This window comes from Prescottella equi, assembly GCF_020171745.1.
GTDB lineage: Bacteria > Actinomycetota > Actinomycetes > Mycobacteriales > Mycobacteriaceae > Prescottella > Prescottella equi_A.
This window is the reverse complement of sequence record NZ_JAIVAH010000029.1, coordinates 1-23,935: the sequence shown is the minus strand read 5'-3', so window position 1 is coordinate 23,935 and position 23,935 is coordinate 1. Positions and strand designations below refer to the sequence as shown.

The window sequence follows — 23,935 nt, the reverse complement described above, 5'->3', positions numbered from 1 at the left end:
TCGAGAGTCCTTACGCGATGGTGATGCTGTTGATGACGACGTCGTCGACCGGGCGGTCGCCGCGATCGACGGCGGTGGTGGCGATGGCGTCGACGACCTTCTTCGACTCCTCGTCGAGCACCTCACCGAAGATGGTGTGGCGGCGGTTCAGGTGCGGGGTCGGGCCCACGGTGATGAAGAACTGCGAGCCGTTGGTACCCGGGCCGGCGTTCGCCATGGCCAGCAGGTAGCCGCGATCGAACTGCAGCTCGGGGTGGAACTCGTCGCCGAACTTGTAGCCCGGGCCGCCGCGACCGGTGCCGGTCGGGTCGCCGCCCTGGATCATGAAGCCGTCGATGACGCGGTGGAAGACCGCGCCGTCGTAGAACGGGCCGGAGGCGCCGCCCTGCGCGTTCTGGGTGGAGTACTCCTTGGAACCGTCCGCCAGGCCGACGAAGTTCTCGACGGTCTTCGGCGCATGGTTACCGAACAGGGCGATCTTGATGTCGCCGCGGTTGGTGTGCAGCGTTGCGGTAGCAGTCTGTGAAGTCACCCCCCTATCGTGCCATTGCGTTCGGAGCGGCGTGTGCGTGCTGTGCAAGAGTGGAGCCATGACGCGTGCGACCAAGAGTGCTTCCGTCCCGACGTCCGCAGGCGGACGCCGACGTGTGCTGATCGGTGTCGGGGCGGCCGTCGCCGCCGTCGGTGCCGCGGTGTTCGCGCTCACCCGCCGTCCGGAGATGCCGCCGGTCGCCCCGAAGCCGCCGTCACTGTCGGATCCGCGCCCGTAACTCTCACAGCGTCCCGCAGGAATTCGGTGCCGGTACCCCGGTGAACCGGTCCGTCACCCAGCCGAGCGATTCGCCGATGCCGAGCGGGTACGGGAGCGCGTGGTTCAGCCCGGTGCCGGGACTGATCGGCGGCACCGTGTTGTCGCTCAACTGCACGACGGTGCCCTTGCCGCACCAGTCCTTCGCGAGCTGACGCACCTGCCCGTACGGCACGGTGTCGTCGTTCACGCCGGCCTGGATCAGGACGGGCGCCTTCGGGGTCCGGTCACCGATCCGCTGCTCGGCGAACAGTTCCTGGGCGACCGGGTATCGGGACAGCACCGTCGACAGCGATTCCCCGGACCGGGTGAACGCCGACGAGCGCTGCATCCCGTACTGCAGGCGGGTCTCCCCCACGCACTGGTCCTGCACGTCCGCGAGCAACTGCCGGCCCCGGTCGGTCAGTTCGGCGTCGATCATCGACCGGGCCTCCGGATACGCCTGCGCCATGCCGTTGAGGGTGTAGCCGATGGCCCCGAACAGCGACGCGCCGTCGATCCTCTCCAGCGTCGCGGCCAGGTCCGCCGGTGGGGCGCCGGCGAACGCGCCGCGCACGTCGAGTTCGGGTGCGTACTCGGGTGCGAGTTCCACCGCCGCCGCGGACGCCCCGCCGCCCTGCGAGTAGCCCCAGAACGCCACCGGACCGTCCGGCGTGATCCCGGTGCCGGGCAGGCGTTTCGCGGCGCGAGCCGCGTCGAGCACGGCGTGCGCCGACGCGGCCCGGTTGACGTACGTGTGCGCGCCCGGGGTGCCGAGGCCCTCGAGGTCGGTGAGCACCACCGCGATGCCGCGGGAGAGCAGGGCACCGACGAACACCGTCTCGTAGGACACGATCACGTCCGACGGCGGCGTGAACTGCAGCACCGTCCCGATCGTCCGGGACGGTGCGCACTGGTCGCCCTGCCCCTGGGTGCCCGCCGCCATGCTCACCAGCGGCCTCGGACCCGGACCCGTCCACGGCAGCGCCGGATCGAAGAAGACACCGGTGACGGCATTCGCTGAATCATGAGTGTCGCTGCTGCGATACATGATTCGCGTCGCCGTGGCAGGAAGGTCACCGACCTGCCACGCCAACGGCAGAGGCTCGGTACGGATCACGTCACCGGCCTGGCCCGCAAGCGTCGGCGGTGGTTGGTAGAAGTCAGTTCCCGCGGAAGCCACGGCCGCCGCAGGACTCCCGGCCACCACCACACCGATCACCGCCGCCACTGCGGCACAAAACCTTCCGATCACACCGACCTCCCCAGCTCTGGTGACCCGACTTGTCCGTTACTTCGGTGAGGCGCCCCACAGGACGGTCTCGAGGTTGTACCGCGTCAACCGTTCGACCGACACCCGCGGCAGGGTGTGCGTCGACCACAGGATCTCGCCCAGGCACTGGAACACCAGGCGACTCGAGCCCGGCATGGTGATGCTGCCGTCGCGCACGCCGGCGGCGAACGCGCGGTCCCACACGCGCAGCACCTTCCGGCCGTCGGTCTTCAGGAAGTCGTAGTGCTCCTTGCTGGTGAGCATCGCCCACGACTTGAGGATGGTGACCTCGTCGGCGAACCTCTTGCCGGCCGCGCTCCGCATCCGGATCAGCGCGTCCACCGTCTCGAGCGGGGTCCCGCCGGCCTCGCCGATCGCTTCGTGCGCCTCCCGCATCCGGGTCGAGAAGATCTGCAGCACGGCGACGAGGATCGCCTCGCGGGACTCGAAGTGGTGGTAGAGACTGCCCTGGGTGAGGCCGACCGCGTTCGCGATGTCACGGGTCGTCGTCGCGTCGAAACCCCTCTCGGCGAACACGACCCGCGCGGCGTCGAGGATGCGATCCTGTCGGTCCGACAGACTCACCTGATCGGTGCGATCCCACGACGCGATGACCTTGCGGGCCGCCTTCGCGGGTGCCGAATCGGAGAGATCACCGTCGGCGGGCTTGGTCGACAGCCCGGCGAACATCAGGTCGATGGTGCAGTTCACCACCTTGCGCGCAGGGAAACCGGTGGGCGCGAGCGTGGCGCTGTGCGTGGTCGCGACGCGCAGCACCTCGCGAAGGATGCGCGTGTCCACCTCGGGACGCAGGCAGCCCGCGTCCTCCGCAGTCTTCACCAGCGTCTGCCACTTCCGGTCCGACCACCGGGGTTCGGCCTCGAGCAGCGCCGCCAACTCGGTGTCCTGCGTCTCCGGGATTCCGAGGCACACCTGCAGCGCGCCCGGGTGCCGGGCCGACGCGTCCGCGACCGCGAGCGCGAACCGGCGGAGGGCCTCGATCGGCGTGTCCGACGGATCCGCGTCCTGCTGCGTCGCCGCGACGATGTCGTCGCGCAGGTCGGCCACCATCGTCGCCGCGAGCGCCTCCTTCGACTCGAAGTGGTAGTAGAGGCTGCCGGCCAGCATGCCGGTGTCGCTTGCGATGTCGCGCATCGAGGTGCCCGTGTACCCCTTGGCCGCGAACAGCTCCGACGCCGCCTCGAGAATCTCCACGCGTTTACCGGACCGCTCGCGCTTCTTCTCGCCGCCAACCGGAATCGCTTGTTTACCAATACGACTCACTACCACTCCCCCTGTTGAGAAATCTGTCTTCTGTCCGGACCGTCGTCGAATCGCGTCACCGCTGTCGACCGTCCTTCCCTGCGCGGATCGCCCGTCCTGTAGCCGGTGGACGGACTGTCGCCGGCATTCCGCGCCATGTCCCCGGCGCGATCTCGACGCCCCCGAACGTCCCCGAGATCGACACCAGCGTACGGCGGTTGCAGCGGCATCCCTGCCCGAACACCGACCACGGCCCGGCGAGTCGTTCCTGCCACTTCGCCGGGACCGGATCGCCCGAGGGTGCGTGTTCGCAGAACGAGAAACACCTGTTCGGATGCCGCACATGGGCGATCTCCGCGAGGACGGCCTCCGCGCGCGCCGGCCTCGGTGCGGCGGGTTCCGTGAGCACGGTTCCCTGCGGCGACGACGACAACCGTCGGCGCCGGTCGGCCATACCGCGGCGCTCGATGCCGCCGGAGGCCTTCCGGAGCGGTTCGCGCATCAGTTCGTCGACACCCACGAACCCATTTCAGCGCCAAATGGACGTTCGTGTAGCCGTTTTACTTGGAATGCACCTGCGTGCAATTTGACGACCGATTCCGGCTCGATCCGGACGCGCCCCAGAAGCTGTTGAGCATCAGCGGTTTACGTCTATTCGACGAGCTTGACAGGCGACGATCTCACCCTCGATCTCATCCCGCTGTGAGGCCCACCGCTAGGTGATCGCGCACATCCCGGTGTCAACCTTCCGATCGACAGGACCACCGGTCAGCCACAGGTCGCCGCCCCTCGACGCGAGCTCCTCGTTCGCTTCGACATCCACCCGGCACACCTCGGCACTGTCCTTGTCGATCAACACCTTTCGCCCGCTGTCGTCGATCAACTGCGCGGTGCCGGCACCACCGGTAAGTGTGACCGGGAGTCCTACCGACTTCGCGCGCGTTGTGGTCGCGGTCGCCGCCTGCCCTCGCCCTTGACGGTGCCGTTGTCGACGAACGTGTACGACCGAACTGTTTGCGTCGCGTCGTGGACGACACTGGCGTTGTTCGAGTCCTGGACGATCGTGACGGGATAGGTGTACGTCTGCCCGGCCGATGCGGCGGGCGTCGGTGCATTCTCAGCTGATACTCGCGACCGTCTTGAAGAGGCCCCGGTGTTGGCCACGCTGCGCTGAGACAGCCCCGACAGCCGTGGCGGGTATCGGAATCTCGAGGATTTCGGACCACCCGTCGGCTCGCCGGATTCCTTCCGCACGCCGCCGTTGCTGGGATACCCTCGCGCCTGAAACAGGTTCTACTTTGGAGGAGCAGCATGGCCGCGTCACCCGAGAGCATCCGCAACACCGTCGAGAGCTACATCAAGGCCGTCGCCACCGGCACCGCCGACGACGTCCTGGCCCTGTACGCGGACGGCGCCACCGTCGAGGATCCCGTGGGCACCCCGGTCCGCACGACACGCGAGGCGATCCACGAGTTCTACGCGATCATCGAGCCGTTCGACCAGGAGGCCGAACTGGTGACGCTGCGCATCGCCGCGAACACCGCCGCCTTCCACTTCCGTCTGATCACCAAGATGGGCGACCAGACCATCGAGATCGCTCCGATCGACATCATGGAGTTCGACGACGACGGCAAGATCGTCAGCATGCGCGCCGTGTGGGGCCAGGAAGACATGATCACCGGCTGAGCCGGCCCCTGAGCGCCTGCCGCGCGCACTTCCGCCTCTTGCGCCCGCAATCGCGCGGGGGGCGTCATCCGCGCGCGGCGGGCCCTCGGACGGTTCGCAGCCTACCCGCACAAACAGAAAGACGCCGCCCCGACCGGGATGGCGTCTTTCGAATGTGGAGCCTAGGAGATTCGAACTCCTGACATCTGCCTTGCAAAGGCAGCGCTCTACCAACTGAGCTAAGGCCCCGTTTGCACCGCTTCCGTTACCGGAATCAGTGATTTGTGACCTCGTGCCAGACGTCCGCGCCGCGCCGCTTGTTCAGCAACTTGGCGAGGCCGAGTGCCACCAGCAATCCGGCTCCTGCGAACAGGACGACCTTCATGTCGGTGACCCTTCGTCGGCACGTGGGAGTGGGCCTAGGAGGACTTGAACCTCCGACCTCTTCGTTATCAGCGAAGCGCTCTAACCGCCTGAGCTATAGGCCCTTGAACCAGGCAGAACAGTACCCCACCGTGACGCCGTACACCAAAACGGGCCCGGCGAGGCACTGTTTTACCTGGTCAGTCGGGGTCGGCGAGCGTGACCTGTACGCCGCCGACCAGGTCGGAACACAGGTTGTAGATGAACGAACCGATCGTCGCGAGGGCTGTGAAGAGCACCACATTCATCACGCCGACCAGTGCCGAGTAGCCGAACACCTGACCGGACGTCACGAGGCCGCCGCCGCTCGAGTCGGTGGTGAACTCGGTGAACGCGTTGTTCAACCGATCCCACACGCCCATACCGTCGAGCACGAGGTACAGCAGCCCGACGGCCACCATCCACACGAAGAACAGCGCCACCGAGATGACCAGCGACACCTTGAGCGTCGACCAGGGGTCGATCCGACGCAGCTGGACCGTGGCCCGCAGCGGCTCGCCCTCCTCCGTCACAGCGGCGGTCAGGGCCGTCGGCGCCGCCTTGCGCGCGGCACCGGCGGCGGGCCGCTGCCGCGGGACCGCGGACAGGTCGGGCATGTCCTTGGCCAGATCGGTCCGGGCGATGCTGCGGGTGGGGCCGTCGAGGGCCGCGGCCTTGGCCTTGGCGACGTCCCGACGGTCCGCGGCGGGCGGCTTGGGGGCCGCCGTGCCCGTGACGACGGGGCGGGCGGGCCGGCCGTCACCCTGCGGTGGCTTGGGGGCCGCCGTCCCGGTGATGACGGGCCGCGTCGATTGCGGCTTGGACGGCTGCGTGACGGGCGCCTCGGGCCGAACGGATCCGTTCGGTGCCGCGGCCGCCTGCTTCTGCTGCTGTCCCCGCTGCCACGGCGGCGTCTGCACGGGCTTGGGGCCCGGCTTCTGCCCGTCCGCGCCCGGCTCCGGTGTCGGCGCGGCAGCCGCCTCCGCGGGCTTCGCGCCCGCGGCGGGCTTCGCACCGGCACCCGGCTCCGGTGCCGGCGCACCCTTGCCGGGCTTACCGGCCGTGGGCGCCTTGGCGGCGCCCTGCCCGTTTCCCTGCGGGCCCGGAGACGACTTCGGCGCCGGCTGCTCGGGCTTCCCCGGCTTCGCGGGCGTCCCCGCCGCCTCCGGCCGCTTGTCGGCGGCCGGAGGCGGCGAAGACTGCTGCTTGCCGTCGCCAGGCTCGTGGGGAGTGCTCAACTAGGACTCCTTCGCTCCATCGGAACCCGCAGCACCTTCTTCGGGCTCGTCCGCGTTGCGCGCGATCGCCAGCAGGGTGTCGCCCTCGCCGAGGTTCATCAACCGCACGCCCTTCGTCTGGCGGCCGGCCTTACGCACCTGCTTGGCCGCGGTCCGAATGACACCGCCGCCCGAGGTGATCGCGTACAGCTCGTCGTCGTCGTCGACGATGACCGCACCGACCAGGGTGCCACGTTTCGGGTCGTACTGGATGGTGAGAACGCCCTTTCCACCGCGGCCCTGTGCGACGTAGTCCTCGATGGGCGTGCGCTTGGCGTAGCCGCCGGACGTCGCGACCAGCAGGTACGTCTCGTCTCGAACCACGTTGAGCGACAGCAGTTCGTCGTCCTGGTTGAACCGCATGCCCTGGACGCCGGACGTCGCGCGGCCCATCGGGCGCAGCGCCTCGTCGGTCGCGGCGAAGCGGATCGACTGGCCCTTGGCGGAGACGAGCAGCAGGTCGTCGTCCGCGGAGCACAGCACCGCGCCGACCAGTTCGTCCTCGTCACGCAGGTTCACGGCGACGATGCCACCGCTGCGGTTGGAGTCGAAGTCGGTGAGCTTGGACTTCTTGACCAGGCCGTTGCGGGTCGCGAGCACCAGGTACGGCGCGTCCTCGTACGTCTTGATCTGGATGATCTGCGCGATCCGCTCGTCCGGCTGGAACGCCAGCAGGTTCGCGACGTGCTGGCCGCGGGCGGTGCGGCTGGCCTCGGGCAGCTCGTACGCCTTGGCCCGGTACACGCGACCCTTGGTGGTGAAGAACAGGATCCAGTCGTGCGTCGAGCTGACGAAGAAGTGCCTGACCAGGTCGTCCTGCTTGAGGCCGGCGCCCTGCACGCCCTTGCCGCCGCGCTTCTGCGAGCGGTACAGGTCGGTGCGGGTGCGCTTGGCGTAGCCGGTCTCGGTGATCGTGACGACCACGTCCTCGCGGGCGATGAGGTCCTCGTCGGTGACGTCGCCGTCGGCCGCGATGATCCGGGTGCGACGGTCGTCGCCGTACTTCTCGACGATCTCCGCGAGCTCGTCGCGCACGATCGCGCGCTGACGCTCCGGCTTGGCGAGGATGTCCTGGTAGTCGGCGATCTCGAGCTCGATCTCCGCCAACTCGTCGATGATCTTCTGACGCTCCAGGGCGGCCAGGCGACGCAGCTGCATCGCGAGGATCGCGTCGGCCTGGATGTCGTCGACCTCGAGGAGGCCGATCAGGCCGGTGCGGGCGATGTCGACGGTCTGCGACGCGCGGATGAGCGCGATGACCTCGTCGAGCGCGTCGAGGGCCTTGACCAGGCCGCGCAGGATGTGGGCCCGCTCCTCCGCCTTGCGCAGCAGGTAGCGCGTGCGTCGGACGATGACCTCGAGCTGGTGGGTGGTGTACAGCCGGATCATCTGGTCCAGCCGCAGGGTGCGCGGCACCCCGTCGACGATGGACAGCATGTTGCAGCCGAAGCTGGTCTGCAGCTGCGAGTGCTTGTAGAGGTTGTTGAGCACCACCTTGGCGACGGCGTCACGCTTGATGACGACGACGATCCGCATGCCGACGCGGTCCGAGGACTGGTCCTCGATCTTGGAGATGCCGGCGATCTTGCCGTCCCGCACCTGCTCGGCGATCGAGGTGATCAGGTTGTCCGGGTTGACCTGGTAGGGCAGCTCGGTGATGACGATCTGGGTGGCGCCGCGATCGGATTCCTCGATCTCGACCACACCACGCATGCGGACCGAGCCGCGACCGGTGCGGTACGCGTCCTGGATGCCCTGCCCACCGACGATCAGACCGGCGGTCGGGAAGTCCGGGCCCTTGACCCGTTCCATGACGGCCTCGAGCGTGGCTTCCTCGTCGGCCTCGTGGTTGTCGAGCGCCCAGTAGATGGCCTCGGCGACCTCGCGCAGGTTGTGCGGCGGGATGTTGGTGGCCATACCGACGGCGATGCCGCCGGAACCGTTGATCAGCAGGTTCGGGATACGGCTCGGCAGAACCGTCGGCTCCTGCGTCTTGCCGTCGTAGTTGGGAACGAAATCGACTGTGTCGTGGTCGATCTCGCGCACCATCTCCATGGCGAGCGGGGTGAGGCGGCACTCGGTGTAACGCATCGCGGCCGCGCCGTCGTTGCCGCGGGAGCCGAAGTTGCCCTGGCCGTCGACCAGCGGGTAGCGCAGCGACCAGGGCTGCGCCATGCGCACGAGGGTGTCGTAGATCGAGCTGTCGCCGTGCGGGTGGTAGTTACCCATCGTCTCGGCGACCGGGCGCGCGGACTTCACGTAGCCGCGGTCCGGGCGGTAGCCGTTGTCGTGCATCGCGTACAGCACGCGGCGGTGCACCGGCTTGAGGCCGTCGCGCACGTCGGGGAGCGCGCGGCCCACGATCACACTCATCGCGTAATCGATGTAGCTGGACTGCATCTCCTGCTGGATGTCGACCGGTTCGACCCGGTCGTGCGACGGTTCCTCGGGGGGCAACGTCGTGTCGGTCATGAGCTCACTTTCTGATCAAAGTCGTTGGGCCGCTGCGCGGTCCGTGCGCACGATCCGGAGAGGCGCACGGACCCGCCGGCCTACACGTCGAGGAAGCGGACGTCCTTGGCGTTGCGGGTGATGAAGCTGCGGCGCGCTTCGACGTCCTCGCCCATGAGCACGCTGAACAGCTCGTCCGCGGCGGCGGCGTCGTCGAGGGTGACCTGACGGAGCACGCGGACGCTCGGGTCCATCGTGGTCTCCCACAGTTCCTTGGCGTTCATCTCGCCCAGACCCTTGTAGCGCTGGATGCCGTCGTCCTTGTTGATCTTCTTGCCCGACGACAGGCCGGCCTCGAGCAGGCCGTCGCGCTCGCGATCGGAGTACGCGAACTCCGGCGCGGCACCCTTCTGCCACTTGAGCTTGTACAGCGGCGGCTGCGCCAGGTACACGTGGCCCTGCTCGACGAGCGGACGCATGAACCGGAACAGCAGCGTGAGCAGCAGCGTCGCGATGTGCTGGCCGTCGACGTCGGCGTCGGCCATCAGCACGATCTTGTGGTAGCGCAGCTTGGCGATGTCGAACTCGTCGTGGATGCCGGTGCCGAACGCGGTGATGATCGACTGGACCTCGGCGTTCTTGAGGACACGGTCGATGCGGGCCTTCTCGACGTTGATGATCTTGCCGCGCAGCGGCAGGATCGCCTGGTACATCGAGTCGCGGCCGGACTTGGCCGAGCCGCCTGCGGAGTCGCCCTCCACGATGTAGATCTCGCACTTGCTCGGATCGTTGGAGCGGCAGTCGGCGAGCTTGCCGGGCAGGCCGCCGATGTCGGTGGCGCTCTTGCGGCGGACCAGCTCGCGGGCCTTGCGGGCCGCGGTCCGGGCCTGCGCCGACGACACCGCCTTGGTGACGATGGTCTTGGCGTCCGCCGGGTTGGCCTCGAACCAGTGCGCGATGTTCTCGTTGCAGGCCTTCTGCACGAACGACTTGACCTCGGTGTTGCCGAGCTTGGTCTTGGTCTGGCCCTCGAACTGCGGCTCGGCGACCTTGACCGAGATGATCGCCGCGAGGCCCTCGCGGATGTCGTCGCCGGTGAGCTCCGGATCCTTGTCCTTGACGAGCTTCTTGTCCTTGGCGTACTTCTTCACCACCGAGGTGAGCGCCGCGCGGAAGCCCTCCTCGTGGGTGCCGCCCTCGTGGGTGTTGATGGTGTTGGCGAAGGTGTGCACGGACTCCGAGTAGCCGGAGTTCCACTGCATCGCGATCTCGAGCTCGTGGCCGGTGCCCTTGGCGGTGAAGCCGACGACCGAGTTGTGGATCGGCTGCTTGGTGCGGTTGATGAACCGCACGTAGTCCTCGAGGCCGCCCGGGTAGTGGTAGATCCGGGACTTGACCTTCGGCGCCTTGGGCGCCGCGGCCTCCTCCTCGGTCTCGGACGCCGTCTTGGGGGCCTCCGCGGTGGGGCTGACGACGTCGTCGGTGACCTCGTCCTCGGCGACGCGCTCGTCGGTGAGGGTGATGGTCAGGCCCTTGTTGAGGAACGCCATCTCCTGCAGGCGGCGCGCGACCGTCTCGAAGTTGTAGGTGGTGGTCTCGAAGATCTCCGGGTCGGCCCAGAACCGGACGGTGGTGCCGGTCTCCGACGTGGGCTCACCCTGCACCAGCGGACCGGGCTTGGCATGGTCGTACGTCTGCGACCAGCGGTAGCCGTCGACGTTGATGTCGACCTCGACCTTGGTCGACAGCGCGTTGACGACCGAGATACCGACGCCGTGCAGACCGCCGGACACCGCGTAGGCGTCGGAGTCGAACTTGCCGCCGGCATGCAGCTGGGTCATGACGACCTCGACGGTGGGGGCACCGGAGGCGTGCATCGCGACCGGAATACCGCGACCGTCGTCGACGACCTGGATGCCGCCGTCCTCGAGCAGGGTCACCTCGACCTTGCTCGCGTAGCCGGCCATCGCCTCGTCGACCGAGTTGTCGACGACCTCCCAGATCAGGTGGTGCAGGCCGCGTTCACCGGTGGAACCGATGTACATGCCGGGACGCTTGCGGACGGCTTCCAGCCCCTCGAGGACGGTGATGGAGGAAGCGCCGTATGTGTTGCTCTTGTCTGACTTCTGGGCAGCCACGGGTGGGTAGCTCTCCTTCTCCGTACTGTGCCGACACGGCTCTACACTGCGCTCCGAAGGAGAGTGGCCGAATTCAATCGCAGCCACGCACAACGAGGCACCGCGAGCGGTGTGTCGAGATTCGCCGCTAGTTACCCGACCATCTTACGTGTCCTCACCGACATACAAGGCACCTAACACAGCCCTGATTGCCTCACAGACGAATTTTCTCGGCCACGGAAGGGTGAAACCCTACGCGGAACCGGCCGCCTCACCCTCCGATGCAGTCCCGGCACGAAGATCGTCGACGAACGCCGCCGTCAGCCGTGCGACGTCCGGGCCGTGCGAGATCGGCGACCAGTGTCCGGCGGGCAGCTCGCTGCGGCGCAGGTCGGAAACCCACCGTTCGGTGTCCTCGTAGCCGACCGGGCGCACCGCGAGGTCCCGGCGGTTGAGGATCAGCTGGACCGGGACGTCGGTGCGCCGCTCCCGCGGGCCGAACAGCCGCGGCCGGATGTTCGCGCGGTAGCGCTTGAGCCCGGTGATCATGTCGGCCCGCAGCGTCGGCGCGGGCTGTACGAGCGACGGGTCCAGTCGGTCGAAGAACCTCAGGAACGTGGGCCAGATCCGCCACAGCCCGAGCCGGAACGGCAGCGTGCCGAGGACCGGGATCTGGAACAGCACGGTGTAGCCCGACGCCGCGGCCTGGGCGAGTGGGCCGGCCGGGCGGCGCTGCGCGAGCCGCCGCCGCATCCACGCCCCGAGGTGGTCGAGGTTCGGTCCCGAGATCGACGTGTACGACGCGATCCGCTCCCCCGCGCCGGGCTCGCACACCGCCTCCCACGTCTCCACCGCGCCCCAGTCGTGCGCGAGCACGTGCACCGGGGCGTCGGGGCTGACGGCGTCGATCACCGCGAACAGGTCGCGCGCCAGTTCCGGCAGTGCGTACGCCGAGACCGCGGTCGGGGCGGTGCTGGCGCCGGCACCGCGGGTGTCGTAGCTGACGATCCGGAACCGGTCCGCCAGGTGTGGGATCACGTGCCGCCACAGGTCGTGGGTGTCGGGCCAGCCGTGCACCAGCACGAGCGTCTCGCCGGCCGGGTTGCCCTGCTCGTACACCGCGAGCCGGACGTCGCCGCGCGCGACGATGCGCGGTTCTGATAGCACGCTCATGGAAGTTCCTCCCGGTCAACTGTTTTCAGAGGTCGAGGATGAGACGGCCGCCGTCGGCGCGGGAGACGCAGATCAGCATGTGGTCCTCCCGTTCCTGCGGCGTGAGCCGGTTCTCGCGGTGGTCCGGCGTGCCGGACAGCACCCGGACCTTGCAGGTGCCGCAGAAGCCCTGCCGGCACGAGTACCCGACACCGGGCTGCCGCTCCCGGATCACCGCGAGCGCGGACTCGTCGGCGGGCACCTCGAGCACGTCGCCGGTGCTCACCAACTGCACCTCGAACGGCGCGCCGCCGACCACCGGCGGCGGACCGAACCGCTCGAAGTGCAGCGCGACGGCACCGGTGTCGGCGAAGCCGCCGCGGACGGCGTCGAGCATCGGGGTCGGACCGCAGCAGTACACCGCTCCCCCGGCCGGGGCGCGGCCGAGCAGGTCGGCGGAAGTGGGCAGCCCGAACTCGTCGTCGGGACGGACGAACACCCGCCCGGGTTCCCAGGTCGCGATCTCGTCGAGGAACGGCATCGATTCGCGGGATCGCCCGGAATAGACGAAGCGCCAATCCATTCCGGCGTCACGGGCCGCGCGCACCATCGCGATGATCGGGGTGATGCCGATACCGCCCGCGACGAACAGTGCGCTGCCCTCGGGTACGAAGGGGAAGCCGTTGCGGGGCCCGCGCACGGTCACGGTGGTGCCCGGGGTCAGCGCGTGCATCTCGATCGATCCGCCGCCGCCGTCCGGAATGGACCGCACCGCGATCCGGTAGTGCCGGCGGTCGGCGGGGTCGCCGCACAGCGAGTACTGGCGCCGCCGTCCGGACGGCAGATGGAAGTCGAGGTGACACCCGGGTTGCCACGCGGGCAGGTCGCCGCCGTCGACGGCCGCGAACGTCAGGGCCGCGACGTTCTCGTCCTCCGCGACGATCACGCGTTCGGTGACGATCAGCGTCATCGCGGTGTCCGGGTTGTGGCCGGCGACGACGGGGTCGTAGTCGTACGACGTCAGCACGCGCAGGTACTTGTCGGCCACCGCCTCGACGAGCGTCATAGCGCGGTCCGGCCGGTCGCGGCCCTGCAGATCGGCCGGGGGCGCCGGGCGTGTCAGTTCCTCCTGACGCGTCAGGAGGTCGCGTACGCGGGGCAGTTTCACCGCGCGGCCGCCCGGGCCGCCGGCGACGACGCCAGGTACGCCACCGCCTGTGCCGTCGATCCCTCCTTGCCGGGGTGGTAGTCCCGGCGGAAGTACGTCGACATGCGCTTGCCCAATTCCATTGCGGTGGGCAGGGTTCCGCGCCGACCCGCGGCACGGAAGTCGGAGAAGTGCGGACGACGCCGGCTCGGCGCCCAGTTCTGCAGTTCGGGGTCGTTGCGCATCAGGAAGCGGGTGCCGCGCACCCACAGCCACACGATCATCGGCGTGACGATGACCTGCGTGCGGATCCGCCGCGCCTCGCGCTTGTCGAAGTAGCGCATGACGTCGTATGCGACGCTGCGGTGCTCCACTTCCTCGGCGCCGTGCCAGCGCAACAGGTCCAGCATGGTCGGATGGATCCCGGCGCGGTCGAGGCCGTCGGCGTTGAGTACCCAATCGCCGAGGAAGGCGGTGATGTGCTCGACGGCCGCGATGATCGCGAGCCGCTCGATCAGGTGGTTCTGCGCGCGCCGACCGGTGAGCGGCTTGGGGCCCAGCAGCTTCTGGAACGCCCAGTGCATCTGGTCGGTGTACGGCGTCGGATCGAGCCCGTTGGACCTGAGGTGGTCGAGGACGCCGGTGTGGGCGCCGGCGTGCATCGCCTCCTGGCCGATGAAACCGACGACGTCCTCGCGCAGCTTCTCGTCCTCGATCAGCGGCAGCGCCTCCTTGTAGGTGGCGACGAACCACTCCTCACCGGCGGGCAGCAGCAGGTGCAGGACGTTGAGGACGTGCGTGGTGAACGGGTCGCCCGGCATCCAGTGCATCGGCAGGTCCGACCAGTCGAACTCGACGTTCCGGGCCTGCAACAGGATGTGATCCGGCTCGATCCCGGTGGGATGTGCTGCGGAGGTGACCGACATGACTGCTCCAGCTACTCGTGTAGGCCGGACCCGCTGCGCACGGCGGCGTCGTGACCCAGTTCACTCGACGAAGTAGCCGTAAATGTAACACCCGGTAATAGGTAAATCCAGGGATCAGCCGTACGTGTCCCGCGGCCCCCGGCCCGAGATGTGTCGTTCGCCCTTTCGCCAACTCGGCGCGGTGGGACCGGTGATGCGCAGCGACTTCACGACCCCGTGCCCCACCGCGGCCGCGATCTTCGCGAGGATCTGCGCCTGCATCATCCGCAACTGCGTCGCCCACGCCGTCGACTCGGCCGACACGCTCAGCACGCCGTCCCGCAGACCCGTCGGCTCGGCGTGGGTCGCGATGTCCGGGCCCACGACGTCGGCCCAGCGGCCCAGCACCGTGCCCTCCGACACCTGCGTCGACCAGCCACGCTGCTTCGATACCGCGCTCACCAGCGCGCCGAACGGCTGCGGATCGCGATCGTCCGGCCCGGCACCGGACCAGGACCGACGACGCGAGCGCAGCGCCCGGACGCCGCCGCGCGGGGACTTGCGCCCCTGCCCCACGGACTTGCCGTTCGCCTTCGCCGCGGCGCGGGCCTCCTCGAGCGCCCGCCGGGCGAGGTCGATGCCCTTGAGTTCGGGCTGGGGTTCCGGCTGGGATCCGGACTGTTCGCCAGTCATCGGGCTCCTCCCGTCGTGGTGATCCGGCCGAGCGCGGTGAGCTGCGAGAGCCGCCCCCGCTCGGTGTCGTGCGCCTCGACACCGAACCGGGTCGCGGACAGTTCGACCGGCACGTCCTCGGCGACCGCCGCGGTGATGAGGACCTGCTCGGCCTCGGCGGCCACGGAGGCGAGCGCGGTCCGGCGCTTGCGGTCCAGTTCGGCGAACACGTCGTCGAGCATCAGCACCGGGTCGCTGCCGTCGTCCCGCAACAGGAAGAACGCCCCCAACCGCATCGACAGCGCGAACGACCACGATTCACCATGGCTGGCAAAGCCTTTCGCTGGTTGGTCGCCGAGGATCAGCTCGAGGTCGTCGCGGTGCGGACCGACCAGGCACACCCCGCGGTCGATCTCCCGCTGCCGCATCTCCGCCAGTTCGTGCAGGAAGCTCACCTCCAGCAACTCGACGTCGTCGGGCGCGGGTTCCCTTGTCGGATCAAGCAATTCAGGCGGGAGCGAGGTCCCGAGGCTGCTCTTGTAGCGCACCGACGCCGGACGCGACTCGGGCGCCAGCGATCGGTACGACTCCACCAGGTGCGGCGCCAGGTCGTGCACCAGCCGCAGCCGCGACGCGAGCAGTTGGGCACCGTGCGCGGCGAGGTGACCGTCCCAGACATCCAGTGTCGCAAGAGCACTCGCGCCGTCGGACGACCTCGAACCGCGCCGGAGCGCACCGCCCGCCGTCTTGAGCAGCGCGGAACGCTGGCGCAGGACCTTGTCGTAGTCGGCCCGGACCCCGGCCATCCGCGGCCGCCGCGCGGTGAGCAGTTCGTCGAGGAAGCGGCGCCGGTCGCCAGGATCCCCGCGCACCAGCGACAGGTCCTCGGGCGCGAACAATACGGTCTGCAGGATCCCGACGATCTCCCGCGGCCGCCGCGCCGGCGACTGGTTGATCCTGGCGCGGTTGGCCTTTCCGTCGTTGATCTCGATGTCGATGCCGAGTTCGCGGCCGTGGTTGGCGACCAGGGCGCCCGCGTACGCCTGTGCGGCGCCCGCCCGGATCAGCGGCGCATCGGTGGAGACCCGGTGCGACGACAGCGTCGACAGATAGCCGAGGGCCTCGAGCAGATTGGTCTTCCCGTGGCCGTTACGCCCGACGAAGACGGTGCATCCGGGCTCGAGATCGACGGTGACGGCGTCCCATGAGCGGAAGTCACGGAGGGAGAGCTTACGGACGAACACTAGGTTCCCGACTGTCCGGACGCCCGGACGGCATGCCCGCCGAACTGGTTGCGCAGGGCCGAGACGGCCTTCATCGCCGGCGAGTCGGCCTGACGCGACGCGAACCGCGCGAACAGCGCCGCGGAGATCACCGGGGCCGGAACGGCGTGGTCGAGCGCCTCCTGGACCGTCCAGCGTCCCTCGCCGGAATCCTCCGTGTAGCCGGAGATCTCGGCGAACTCGGGATCCTCGGCGAGCGCCTTCACCAGCAACTCGAGCAGCCACGAGCGCACCACGGTGCCGTGCGTCCAGGCCTCCAGCACGCCGTGCACGTCGGTGATCAGCTCCTCGGCCTCGAGCAGTTCGTACCCCTCCGCGTACGCCTGCATCAGGCCGTACTCGACACCGTTGTGGACCATCTTGGCGTAGTGCCCGGCCCCCACCGGTCCGGCGTGCACGAAACTGCCCGCCCGCGGGCCGTCGGGTCGCAGCGCGTCGAAGATCGGCAGGGCGCGGGCGACGTCGGCGTCCGTGCCACCGACCATCAGCCCGTAGCCCTCGTCGAGACCCCAGATGCCTCCGGAGACACCGCAATCCAGATACCCGATGCCGTGGGCAGCGAGGAGCTCGGCGTGGTCGCGGTCGTCGGTGTAGCGGGAGTTCCCGCCGTCGATCACTAGGTCACCGGACTCGAGCACGGACGCCAGTTCGGCGATCGTGCTGCGGGTGATCTCGCCCGCCGGAACCATCACCCACACCACCCGGGGAGCGGACAGTGCCGCCGCCAGATCCGCGAGCGAGGCCACGTCGGTGACCTCGGGCCGCGGATCGAAGCCGACCACGTCGTGACCGCGCTCGCGCAGCCGGGCGCGCATGTTGAAACCCATCTTGCCGAGTCCGACCAGTCCGAGCTGCATCCTGGGATGTCCCTCCGCTAGTTGGTGATTCGAGCTGGGCTCCGTTTCCGAAGGCGCCGGCTACGGGCGTGGATCAGCCCGGGAGCCGCACCGGCATCAGCAGGTAGATGTAGTCGCTCTCGGGCGCTGCGAAGGTCCCGGACTCGCCGCGCTCGAGCTCTTCCTCGCCTGCCGGACGCAGCACTGCGGGACGGCTCGGGGTGGTGAAGCCGAACGTGACGCGCTCGGAATGCAGCGAGTTGAGGCCGTCGATGAGGTAGCCGGGGTTGAACGCGATGACCAGCGGCTCACCCTGGAAGTCGGCCTCGAGGGCCTCCTCGGCGCGACCTGCGTCGTCGCCGCCCGCGGACAGGACCAGACCCTCGCTGTTGAACTCGAGTCGCACCTGGGCGCCGCGCTCGGCGACCAGTGCCACACGCTTGATCGCGTCGATCAGCGGCGCGACCGTCACCGTCGCCATCGCGGTGTGCTCGGCCGGCAGCAGCTGACGGAACTTGGGGAATTCGGCGTCGAGCAGTCGCGTCGTGGTACGACGGCCGTCGGCGACGATGCCGAGCATGCCCTCGGTGCCGACCGACGCGCCGGAACCGAGTGCGAGCTGGACCGGGGACAGGGTGTTGCCGCCCAGCGTCTTCGCGGACTCCGACAGCGTGCGGGCGGGAATCAGCACCGCGGCGGTGACGTCGCCGGCGGTGGGCATCCACTCGAGCTTACGGACGGCCAGACGGAACCGGTCGGTGGCGGCGAGGACGACGTCGGTGCCCTCGATCTCGACGCGGATGCCGGTGAGCATCGGCAGGGTGTCGTCCTTGCCGGCCGCGACGGCGACCTGGCTGACGGCCTCGGAGAACAGATCCACCGGCAGCGAACCGGTCTGCTGCGGCAGCGTCGGCAGCTGCGGGTAGTCCTCGACCGGCATGGTGGGCAGGGAGAACTTGGCGCTACCGCACGTGATGAGCACGCGGGTGCCGTCCACGGTGACGTCGACCGGCTTGTTGGGCAATGCGCGGGTGATGTCGGCGAGCAGCTTGCCGGACACCAGCACCTGTCCGACGGTCGTGACCTCGGCGGAGACCCGAACCTGGGCCGAGACCTCGTAGTCGAAGCCGGAGACCGTCAGGCCCTGTTCGTCGGCGCCCAGCAGCACGCCACCGAGGACGGGGACCGGGGGCCGGGACGGCAGGCTGCGCGCGACCCAGGCCACGGAATCGGCGAAGTCCTCCCGAGCAACGCGAAACTTCATACTTCCAAGCTCCATCGCTCGGGTGTTCCTCTCGGTAGGCACGGACGGTCGGCGGCCGCAGTGCACACGGCTGCGCTAGCAGTCTGACACAGCGGACAGGGGACACCGTAAGCGTTCGGACGCCATGTTGGAAAGCGGACAGACGCGTCTCGAGACACCTCGAGGCGAGCTGTGAACAGGAGGCCTGGGCCGAGATGTTCACAGGTCCTGTTTTAGAAGAACTTCTCTCGAGAAGACTTCAATCACAGTAATAGGCACTGTGGAATCTGTGGATGAACGACCGAAGCCGCTGGTCCGGGTTCCTCGAGACGTGGGGACTTCTCGAGGACATACTCGAGGATGAATCGGGGGCAACTGTGGACACCTCGAGGATGTCCAGAACTGTCCCACGGTTCTCCACAACGATTACACCTTATACACACACCTATCCACAGGTGTTAATCCTTTGGGATTCGTGTCTCGAGTCACCCCTGGAAACACGACATCCGCACGGCGTGGACCGTGCGGATGCGGGGTGTGGCGGTGCGACCGGCAGTCAGTTCTTGGACCGCTGCTTGATGCGGGCGGTGAGCTCCTGGACCTGGTCGTACACCTTGCGACGCTCGGTCATCTCCTTGCGGATCTTCTTGTCCGCGTACATGACCGTGGTGTGGTCGCGGCCGAACGTCTGCCCGATCTTGGGTAGCGACAGGTCGGTCAGCTCGCGGCACAGATACATCGCGATCTGACGGGCCTGGGCCAGCGGCCGGGCCTTGCCGGGGCCGCACAGGTCGTCGATCGAGGTGTTGAAGTACTCCGCGGTGACGGCCATGATCGTGGCCGCGTTGATCTCGAGCGCGGCCGAATCGGGCATCAGGTCGCGCAGCACCACCTCGGCGAGCTTGAGGTCGAGCGCCTGGCGGTTCAGGGACGCGAACGCGGTCACCCGAATCAGCGCACCCTCGAGTTCACGGATGTTGCGTTCGATGCGGCTGGCGATCAACTCGAGGACGTCGTGCGGGACGTCCAGTCGGTCCATCCGTGCCTTCTTCGACAGGATGGCGATGCGCGTCTCGAGCTCCGGCGGCTGGACGTCGGTGATCAGTCCCCACTCGAAGCGGGTCCGCAGACGCTCCTCCAGCGTCGCCAACTGCTTGGGCGGGCGGTCCGACGACACCACGATCTGCTTGTTCGCGTTGTGGAGGGTGTTGAAGGTGTGGAAGAACTCTTCCTGGATACCTTCCTTGCCCTCGATGAACTGGATGTCGTCGACGAGCAGGATGTCGGTCTCGCGGTAGCGGCGTTTGAACGCGACCTTGCGGTCGTCACGAAGACTGTTGATGAAGTCGTTCGTGAACTCCTCGGTGGAGACGTACTTCACCCGCAGTCCGGGGAACAGGCGCTGGGCGTAGTGGCCGGCGGCGTGGAGGAGGTGCGTCTTGCCGAGACCGGAGGCGCCCCAGATGAACAGCGGGTTGTAGGCGCGGGCCGGAGCCTCCGCGATCGCGACGGCGGCCGCGTGGGCGAAACGGTTGGACGCGCCGATGACGAACGTGTCGAACGTGTACTTCGCGTTCAGGCTGTTGCCGCCGGTCGAACCCGTGGACGGGCCCGACGGCGGTTTCGTGAAGTACGACGGCCACGACTCGTGGACGCTCGCCAGCGCCTCCCGGTCGTCGTCGACCTCCTCGTGTTCGGCCAGGTCGACGGTCCCGGGCTCGCCCGCGCCCATCGACAGGTGCCGGCGGCGCACGGAACCCCCGTCGGAGTAACTCGAGTCCGCGAAGTCGGGGGCGGTGCCGCGGTCGGTGTCGTCACCGTGGACGGCGTCGCCGGCGTCCTCGGCGCGATCCTCGGACGGGGCGGCGATCCGAACCCCGAGGCCCTCGACCTTCTGGCCGAGGTGGCGGTTGAGGGCCCGCAGGATGGGCTCGCGCAGATCGCGTTCGATCGCTTCCTGCGCGAGAGGGGACGGAACCGACAACAGCGCGAAGCCCTGCGCGTAGGTCAGGGGCCTGACCAGGGCGAGCCACGCCTTCTGCGCCTTCGTCAGCTTGGGGCCCTCGGACGCGTCGGAGGTCAGTTCGGCAACGACGTCGCGCCAGACATTCGCCAAGGCGTTCGGATCGTCGTTCACTCTGTGTCCTCCCCGTCTGCGGGTTTGCTCGGCAGGTTGCCGTGGTTGTCTGTTGAGCTCCCCCGGGTGAGGCTGAACCCCTGCACTGCTGGGCAACGAATATGCCACCCGATCTGTGTTTCCACACAATTATCCACAGATGTGGACAACGCTCGAGTGCAGGCTCGGCAACCGGGGGTGTTCACCCATGCCGAGTCCTCGAGGCTCTCACCAGGTGGAATAGTTTCCGGAGGGGTGGCGCGCCTACCTGCGCAGGCTCGGACTCGGGCCGCGGGCGGGGGTGTTAGTTGTCTTACAGTCCTGCTTCTCGAGTGCTGCGCGATCGTGCAGCCGGCGCGGTTCGCATCTCGAGACGTGCGCGCAGGTCGACAAGGCCATGCACGGACCGTAACAACCGATAGGTCGGTTCACGGCGATTCGAAAGATTCGGGCGCCCAAATCTCACACGGACACCCCGCCGCGCAAGCCGACGCGGGCCCCGGTTTGACCTCGCCGACGGTGGTCAGTACCCTCGAACAGTCACCCGATGGTGAAGGATGCGCGCTGACCGCAGGTCGGTGCCCCGGATGTCGTGAGTGGCCCCCGGATTTCCAGTGAAATGTTAGACCGACGCCGTCCGGCGTCACCGATCTTCGAGGAGTGTTGACCGTGGCCAAGGGCAAGCGGACGTTCCAGCCGAACAATCGCCGCCGCGCGCGCGTTCACGGCTTCCGTCTTCGTATGCGGACCCGTGCGGGTCGTGCAATCGTTTCGGCGCGTCGCCGTAAGGGCCGCGGCGAGCTCACCGCCTGATTCGATCCTGACTTCAGGAGCTCGGGGTGTTACCTGAGCCGTACCGCCTGCGTCGCCGCGCGGATTTCTCCGCGACGGTGCGTGGCGGACGTCGTATGGGTAGACGGGATCTGGTCGTCCACGCTCACGAGCGTGGTGCGACCGACACCCTGGTGAGCATCGACGGGCCCCGTTTCGGGCTCGTCGTCAGCAAGGCTGTCGGACCGGCGGTGATTCGGCATCGAGTCGCCCGCCGGTTTCGTCATATCTGCGCCGGCCTGGTCGACACCCTTCCCGTCGACACCGACGTGGTGATTCGCGCGTTGCCGGGATCGGCGACCGCCACTTCCCGGGAACTCGACAAACAGCTGCGCTCGATCCTGCGAAGGATGGATCTGCTGGCTGACGAAGGCAAGCCGGCATGAGCAGCGAACACGATGAGGCGCGGACCGAGCCCGGTCCGCGCTCGTCGTCGTTTCTCGGCACTGTGTGGACCACGCTGCGGAGCTTTCCCGCGCGGGCCCTGATCTTCTTCATCGAGCTGTACCGGACGTACGTGTCCCCTCTCCGCCTGCCCACGTGTCGGTTCATGCCGACCTGCAGCGAGTATGCGGTCGACGCGTTGCGGACCCACGGTGCGATCAAAGGCTCGGCCCTGACTGTCGTGCGGCTCGCGAAGTGCGCGCCCTGGCACCCTGGAGGATGGGATCCCGTTCCGGAACGGCGCGGACGGCACATCCACCATGTGAGCCAGGAATGACGCGTCCCGCGCGCCCGGAACTTGCCCAACTCCACGGCGTGGTGAACGTGGACGAACAGAGGAGTGCTTAGAGCCGTGCTCGACTTCATTTACTATCCGGTGTCCTGGATCCTGTGGATCTGGCACAAGGTGTTCGGCGCAGTCTTCGGCGCCGACAACGGCATCGCCTGGGCGCTGTCCGTCATGTTCCTCGTCTTCACGCTGCGCGCCATTCTGTACAAGCCGTTCGTGAAGCAGGTGCGCACGACGCGGCAGATGCAGGAGCTGCAGCCGCAGATCAAGGCGCTGCAGAAGAAGTACGCCAAGGACCGCCAGCGGATGGCGCTGGAGATGCAGAAGCTCCAGAAGGAGCACGGCTTCAACCCGATCATGGGCTGCCTGCCGGTGCTGCTGCAGGCGCCCGTGTTCATCGGCCTGTTCCACGTGCTGCGCTCCTTCAACCGGACCGGCACCGGTATGGGACAGCTGGGCATGACGCCCGAGCAGAATGCGGCGATCGGTAACTACGCCTTCAGCCCGGACGACGTCCAGTCCTTCCTGAGTGCCCGCCTGTTCGGTGCCCCGATCTCGGCGGCCATCACCACCCCGCAGGCGCAGCTCGAGGCCTTCGGCCTGTACGGCACCGTTCCGACGGTCCTGAACATCGCGGCCGTGGCGATTCCGCTCATGGTGATCGCGTCCGTCGCGACCCACTTCAACTCGCGTGCCTCGGTGGCCCGTCAGAGCGCGGCCGCTGCCGCCAACCCGCAGTCCGCGATCATGAACAAGCTCGCGCTGTGGGTGTTCCCGCTCGGCGTGCTCGTCGGTGGCCCGTTCCTGATGATCGCGATCCTCCTGTACTGGGTCTCGAACAACATCTGGACCTACGCGCAGCAGCACCTGGTCTTCCGTCGCATCGACGCCGAGGAAGAGGCCAAGAAGCAGGCCGTGATCGAGCGTCGGGCCGACAACGCGCCCAAGCCCGGAGCGCGTCCGAAGGTCGACAAGAAGAAGGCGTCCGCCCAGCAGCCCTCCCCCGTCGTGGACGCGGAGTCCGAGGACGCCGGCTCGACGGACGACACGGAGAGCAGTCAGGGCTCGGGTGGAGGCGCGGCCGGTAACCGGCCCAAGCCGAAACCGCGGCCGGCTGCGAACCGTCCCAAGAGCAACAAGCGCAAGCGGCGCTGACCTCGAGAAAGAGATCGACGATGACCAGTGAGCAGGACATCGCCCGGGAGGGTGAGGACAGGGAGAACACGGACGTGGTACTCGAGACTCCTGATGTGGCCACCGACGGCGAGGACGACCTCATCGAGGAAGGCGAGATCGCCGGCGATTACCTCGAGCAGTTGCTCGACGTCCTCGACTACGACGGCGACATCGACCTCGACGTCGAGGGTGACCGCGCCGTCGTCAGCATCGACGGCGGTGACGATCTGGCCAAGCTGGTCGGCCGCAAGGGCGAGGTCCTGGACGCCCTGCAGGAGCTGACGCGCCTCGCGGTGCAGCAGTCCACAGGCGTCCGGAGCCGTCTGATGCTCGACGTCGCGGGCTGGCGTGCCGGCCGTCGTGCGGAGCTCTCCGCGCTGGGCAAGGAGGCCGCCGAGCGCGTGCTGGAGTCCGGCGAGCGTGAGTCGCTGGCGCCGATGACGCCGTTCGAGCGCAAGATCGTCCACGACGCCGTCGCGAAGGTCGACGGTGTGTCGAGCGAGAGCGAGGGCGCCGAGCCCAACCGCCGCGTCGTCGTGCTCAAGGACTGACGTACCGGGCTCGCCCGAACGTGAAGGGCCGCGACTCCCCTCCGGGAGTCGCGGC

Annotated in this window: 22 protein-coding genes and 2 tRNA genes; 7 read left to right on the top strand and 17 right to left on the bottom strand. The window is 68.2% G+C overall.

Translation table 11 applies throughout. The features are described 5' to 3' along the window. Window positions 1-10: 10 nt before the first annotated feature. On the bottom strand, window positions 11-532 hold the full coding sequence (locus LCL87_RS23175) for a peptidylprolyl isomerase (RefSeq protein WP_225023800.1): 522 nt from the start codon (window positions 530-532) through the stop codon (window positions 11-13). A gap of 58 nt (window positions 533-590) precedes the next feature. Here LCL87_RS23175 and LCL87_RS23170 point away from each other — a divergent pair, with 58 nt between their 5' ends. Beyond that, the gene (locus LCL87_RS23170; protein ID WP_225023799.1) at window positions 591-770 is read left to right on the top strand and encodes a hypothetical protein; all 180 of its coding nucleotides are present in this window, start codon (window positions 591-593) and stop codon (window positions 768-770) included. Between the two features lie 3 nt (window positions 771-773). Here LCL87_RS23170 and LCL87_RS23165 read toward each other — a convergent pair whose 3' ends face one another. From LCL87_RS23165 to LCL87_RS23155, 3 genes are all read right to left on the bottom strand, one after another. Beyond that, window positions 774-2,042 (bottom strand): lipase family protein, encoded by a 1,269-nt coding sequence (locus LCL87_RS23165; RefSeq protein WP_225023798.1) that lies wholly within the window; start codon window positions 2,040-2,042, stop codon window positions 774-776. Window positions 2,043-2,078: 36 nt separating this feature from the next. After that, window positions 2,079-3,275: a TetR/AcrR family transcriptional regulator gene (locus LCL87_RS23160; protein WP_225023797.1), complete on the bottom strand. Its 1,197-nt coding sequence runs from the start codon at window positions 3,273-3,275 to the stop codon at window positions 2,079-2,081. A gap of 124 nt (window positions 3,276-3,399) precedes the next feature. After that, window positions 3,400-3,843, bottom strand: a complete 444-nt coding sequence (locus tag LCL87_RS23155; RefSeq protein ID WP_225023796.1) for a hypothetical protein — start codon at window positions 3,841-3,843, stop codon at window positions 3,400-3,402. A gap of 791 nt (window positions 3,844-4,634) precedes the next feature. Here LCL87_RS23155 and LCL87_RS23150 point away from each other — a divergent pair. Next, window positions 4,635-5,009, top strand: a complete 375-nt coding sequence (locus tag LCL87_RS23150; protein WP_225023795.1) for a nuclear transport factor 2 family protein — start codon at window positions 4,635-4,637, stop codon at window positions 5,007-5,009. 155 nt (window positions 5,010-5,164) lie between these two features. Here the strand turns inward: LCL87_RS23150 and LCL87_RS23145 are convergent. The 13 genes from LCL87_RS23145 to dnaA all read right to left on the bottom strand — a co-directional run bounded on the left by LCL87_RS23145 (window position 5,165) and on the right by dnaA (window position 20,610). Then, window positions 5,165-5,237: transfer RNA gene (locus tag LCL87_RS23145), tRNA-Ala, on the bottom strand. 165 nt (window positions 5,238-5,402) lie between these two features. Beyond that, window positions 5,403-5,476 (bottom strand) — tRNA-Ile (locus LCL87_RS23140). Between the two features lie 75 nt (window positions 5,477-5,551). Beyond that, entirely contained in the window at window positions 5,552-6,628 is a 1,077-nt protein-coding gene (locus LCL87_RS23135) for a DUF3566 domain-containing protein (protein ID WP_225023794.1), read from the bottom strand. Next, window positions 6,629-9,139: a DNA gyrase subunit A gene (gene gyrA / locus LCL87_RS23130; protein WP_225023793.1), complete on the bottom strand. Its 2,511-nt coding sequence runs from the start codon at window positions 9,137-9,139 to the stop codon at window positions 6,629-6,631. It abuts the gene before it with no gap. Window positions 9,140-9,219: 80 nt separating this feature from the next. Further along, window positions 9,220-11,256, bottom strand: coding sequence for a DNA topoisomerase (ATP-hydrolyzing) subunit B (gene gyrB / locus LCL87_RS23125; protein WP_225023792.1), 2,037 nt, complete (start codon window positions 11,254-11,256; stop codon window positions 9,220-9,222). A gap of 231 nt (window positions 11,257-11,487) precedes the next feature. Beyond that, window positions 11,488-12,408 carry an alpha/beta fold hydrolase gene (locus tag LCL87_RS23120; protein WP_225023791.1) on the bottom strand — a complete coding sequence of 307 codons (921 nt, stop codon included), beginning with the start codon at window positions 12,406-12,408 and terminating at the stop codon, window positions 11,488-11,490. Window positions 12,409-12,433: 25 nt separating this feature from the next. Then, on the bottom strand, window positions 12,434-13,555 hold the full coding sequence (locus LCL87_RS23115; RefSeq protein ID WP_225023790.1) for a PDR/VanB family oxidoreductase: 1,122 nt from the start codon (window positions 13,553-13,555) through the stop codon (window positions 12,434-12,436). After that, the gene (locus LCL87_RS23110) at window positions 13,552-14,460 is read right to left on the bottom strand and encodes a metal-dependent hydrolase (RefSeq protein ID WP_225023789.1); all 909 of its coding nucleotides are present in this window, start codon (window positions 14,458-14,460) and stop codon (window positions 13,552-13,554) included. Before LCL87_RS23110 ends, LCL87_RS23115 begins: the two co-directional genes overlap by 4 nt. Before the next feature lie 114 nt (window positions 14,461-14,574). Next, a complete protein-coding gene (locus LCL87_RS23105; protein ID WP_225023788.1) occupies window positions 14,575-15,132 on the bottom strand; it encodes a DUF721 family protein in 558 nt (185 codons plus the stop codon). Further along, window positions 15,129-16,355 carry a DNA replication/repair protein RecF gene (gene recF, locus LCL87_RS23100; RefSeq protein WP_225023787.1) on the bottom strand — a complete coding sequence of 409 codons (1,227 nt, stop codon included), beginning with the start codon at window positions 16,353-16,355 and terminating at the stop codon, window positions 15,129-15,131. The genes LCL87_RS23105 and recF overlap by 4 nt, the downstream gene beginning before the upstream one ends. Continuing rightward, the gene (gene gnd, locus LCL87_RS23095; protein WP_225023786.1) at window positions 16,355-17,251 is read right to left on the bottom strand and encodes a phosphogluconate dehydrogenase (NAD(+)-dependent, decarboxylating); all 897 of its coding nucleotides are present in this window, start codon (window positions 17,249-17,251) and stop codon (window positions 16,355-16,357) included. Before gnd ends, recF begins: the two co-directional genes overlap by 1 nt. 73 nt (window positions 17,252-17,324) lie before the next feature. After that, window positions 17,325-18,509 carry a DNA polymerase III subunit beta gene (gene dnaN, locus LCL87_RS23090; RefSeq protein WP_225023785.1) on the bottom strand — a complete coding sequence of 395 codons (1,185 nt, stop codon included), beginning with the start codon at window positions 18,507-18,509 and terminating at the stop codon, window positions 17,325-17,327. Between the two features lie 520 nt (window positions 18,510-19,029). Continuing rightward, entirely contained in the window at window positions 19,030-20,610 is a 1,581-nt protein-coding gene (gene dnaA, locus LCL87_RS23085; protein ID WP_225023784.1) for a chromosomal replication initiator protein DnaA, read from the bottom strand. Window positions 20,611-21,258: 648 nt separating this feature from the next. Here dnaA and rpmH point away from each other — a divergent pair. From rpmH to LCL87_RS23060, 5 genes are all read left to right on the top strand, one after another. Further along, on the top strand, window positions 21,259-21,402 hold the full coding sequence (gene rpmH, locus LCL87_RS23080) for a 50S ribosomal protein L34 (RefSeq protein WP_081880771.1): 144 nt from the start codon (window positions 21,259-21,261) through the stop codon (window positions 21,400-21,402). 26 nt (window positions 21,403-21,428) lie between these two features. Continuing rightward, window positions 21,429-21,806, top strand: a complete 378-nt coding sequence (gene rnpA, locus LCL87_RS23075; protein WP_225023783.1) for a ribonuclease P protein component — start codon at window positions 21,429-21,431, stop codon at window positions 21,804-21,806. Next, entirely contained in the window at window positions 21,803-22,141 is a 339-nt protein-coding gene (gene yidD / locus LCL87_RS23070; protein WP_225023782.1) for a membrane protein insertion efficiency factor YidD, read from the top strand. Before rnpA ends, yidD begins: the two co-directional genes overlap by 4 nt. Window positions 22,142-22,216: 75 nt before the next feature. Further along, window positions 22,217-23,308 carry a membrane protein insertase YidC gene (gene yidC, locus LCL87_RS23065; protein ID WP_225023781.1) on the top strand — a complete coding sequence of 364 codons (1,092 nt, stop codon included), beginning with the start codon at window positions 22,217-22,219 and terminating at the stop codon, window positions 23,306-23,308. A gap of 20 nt (window positions 23,309-23,328) precedes the next feature. Next, entirely contained in the window at window positions 23,329-23,880 is a 552-nt protein-coding gene (locus LCL87_RS23060) for a Jag family protein (protein ID WP_225023780.1), read from the top strand. Window positions 23,881-23,935: the final 55 nt, after the last annotated feature.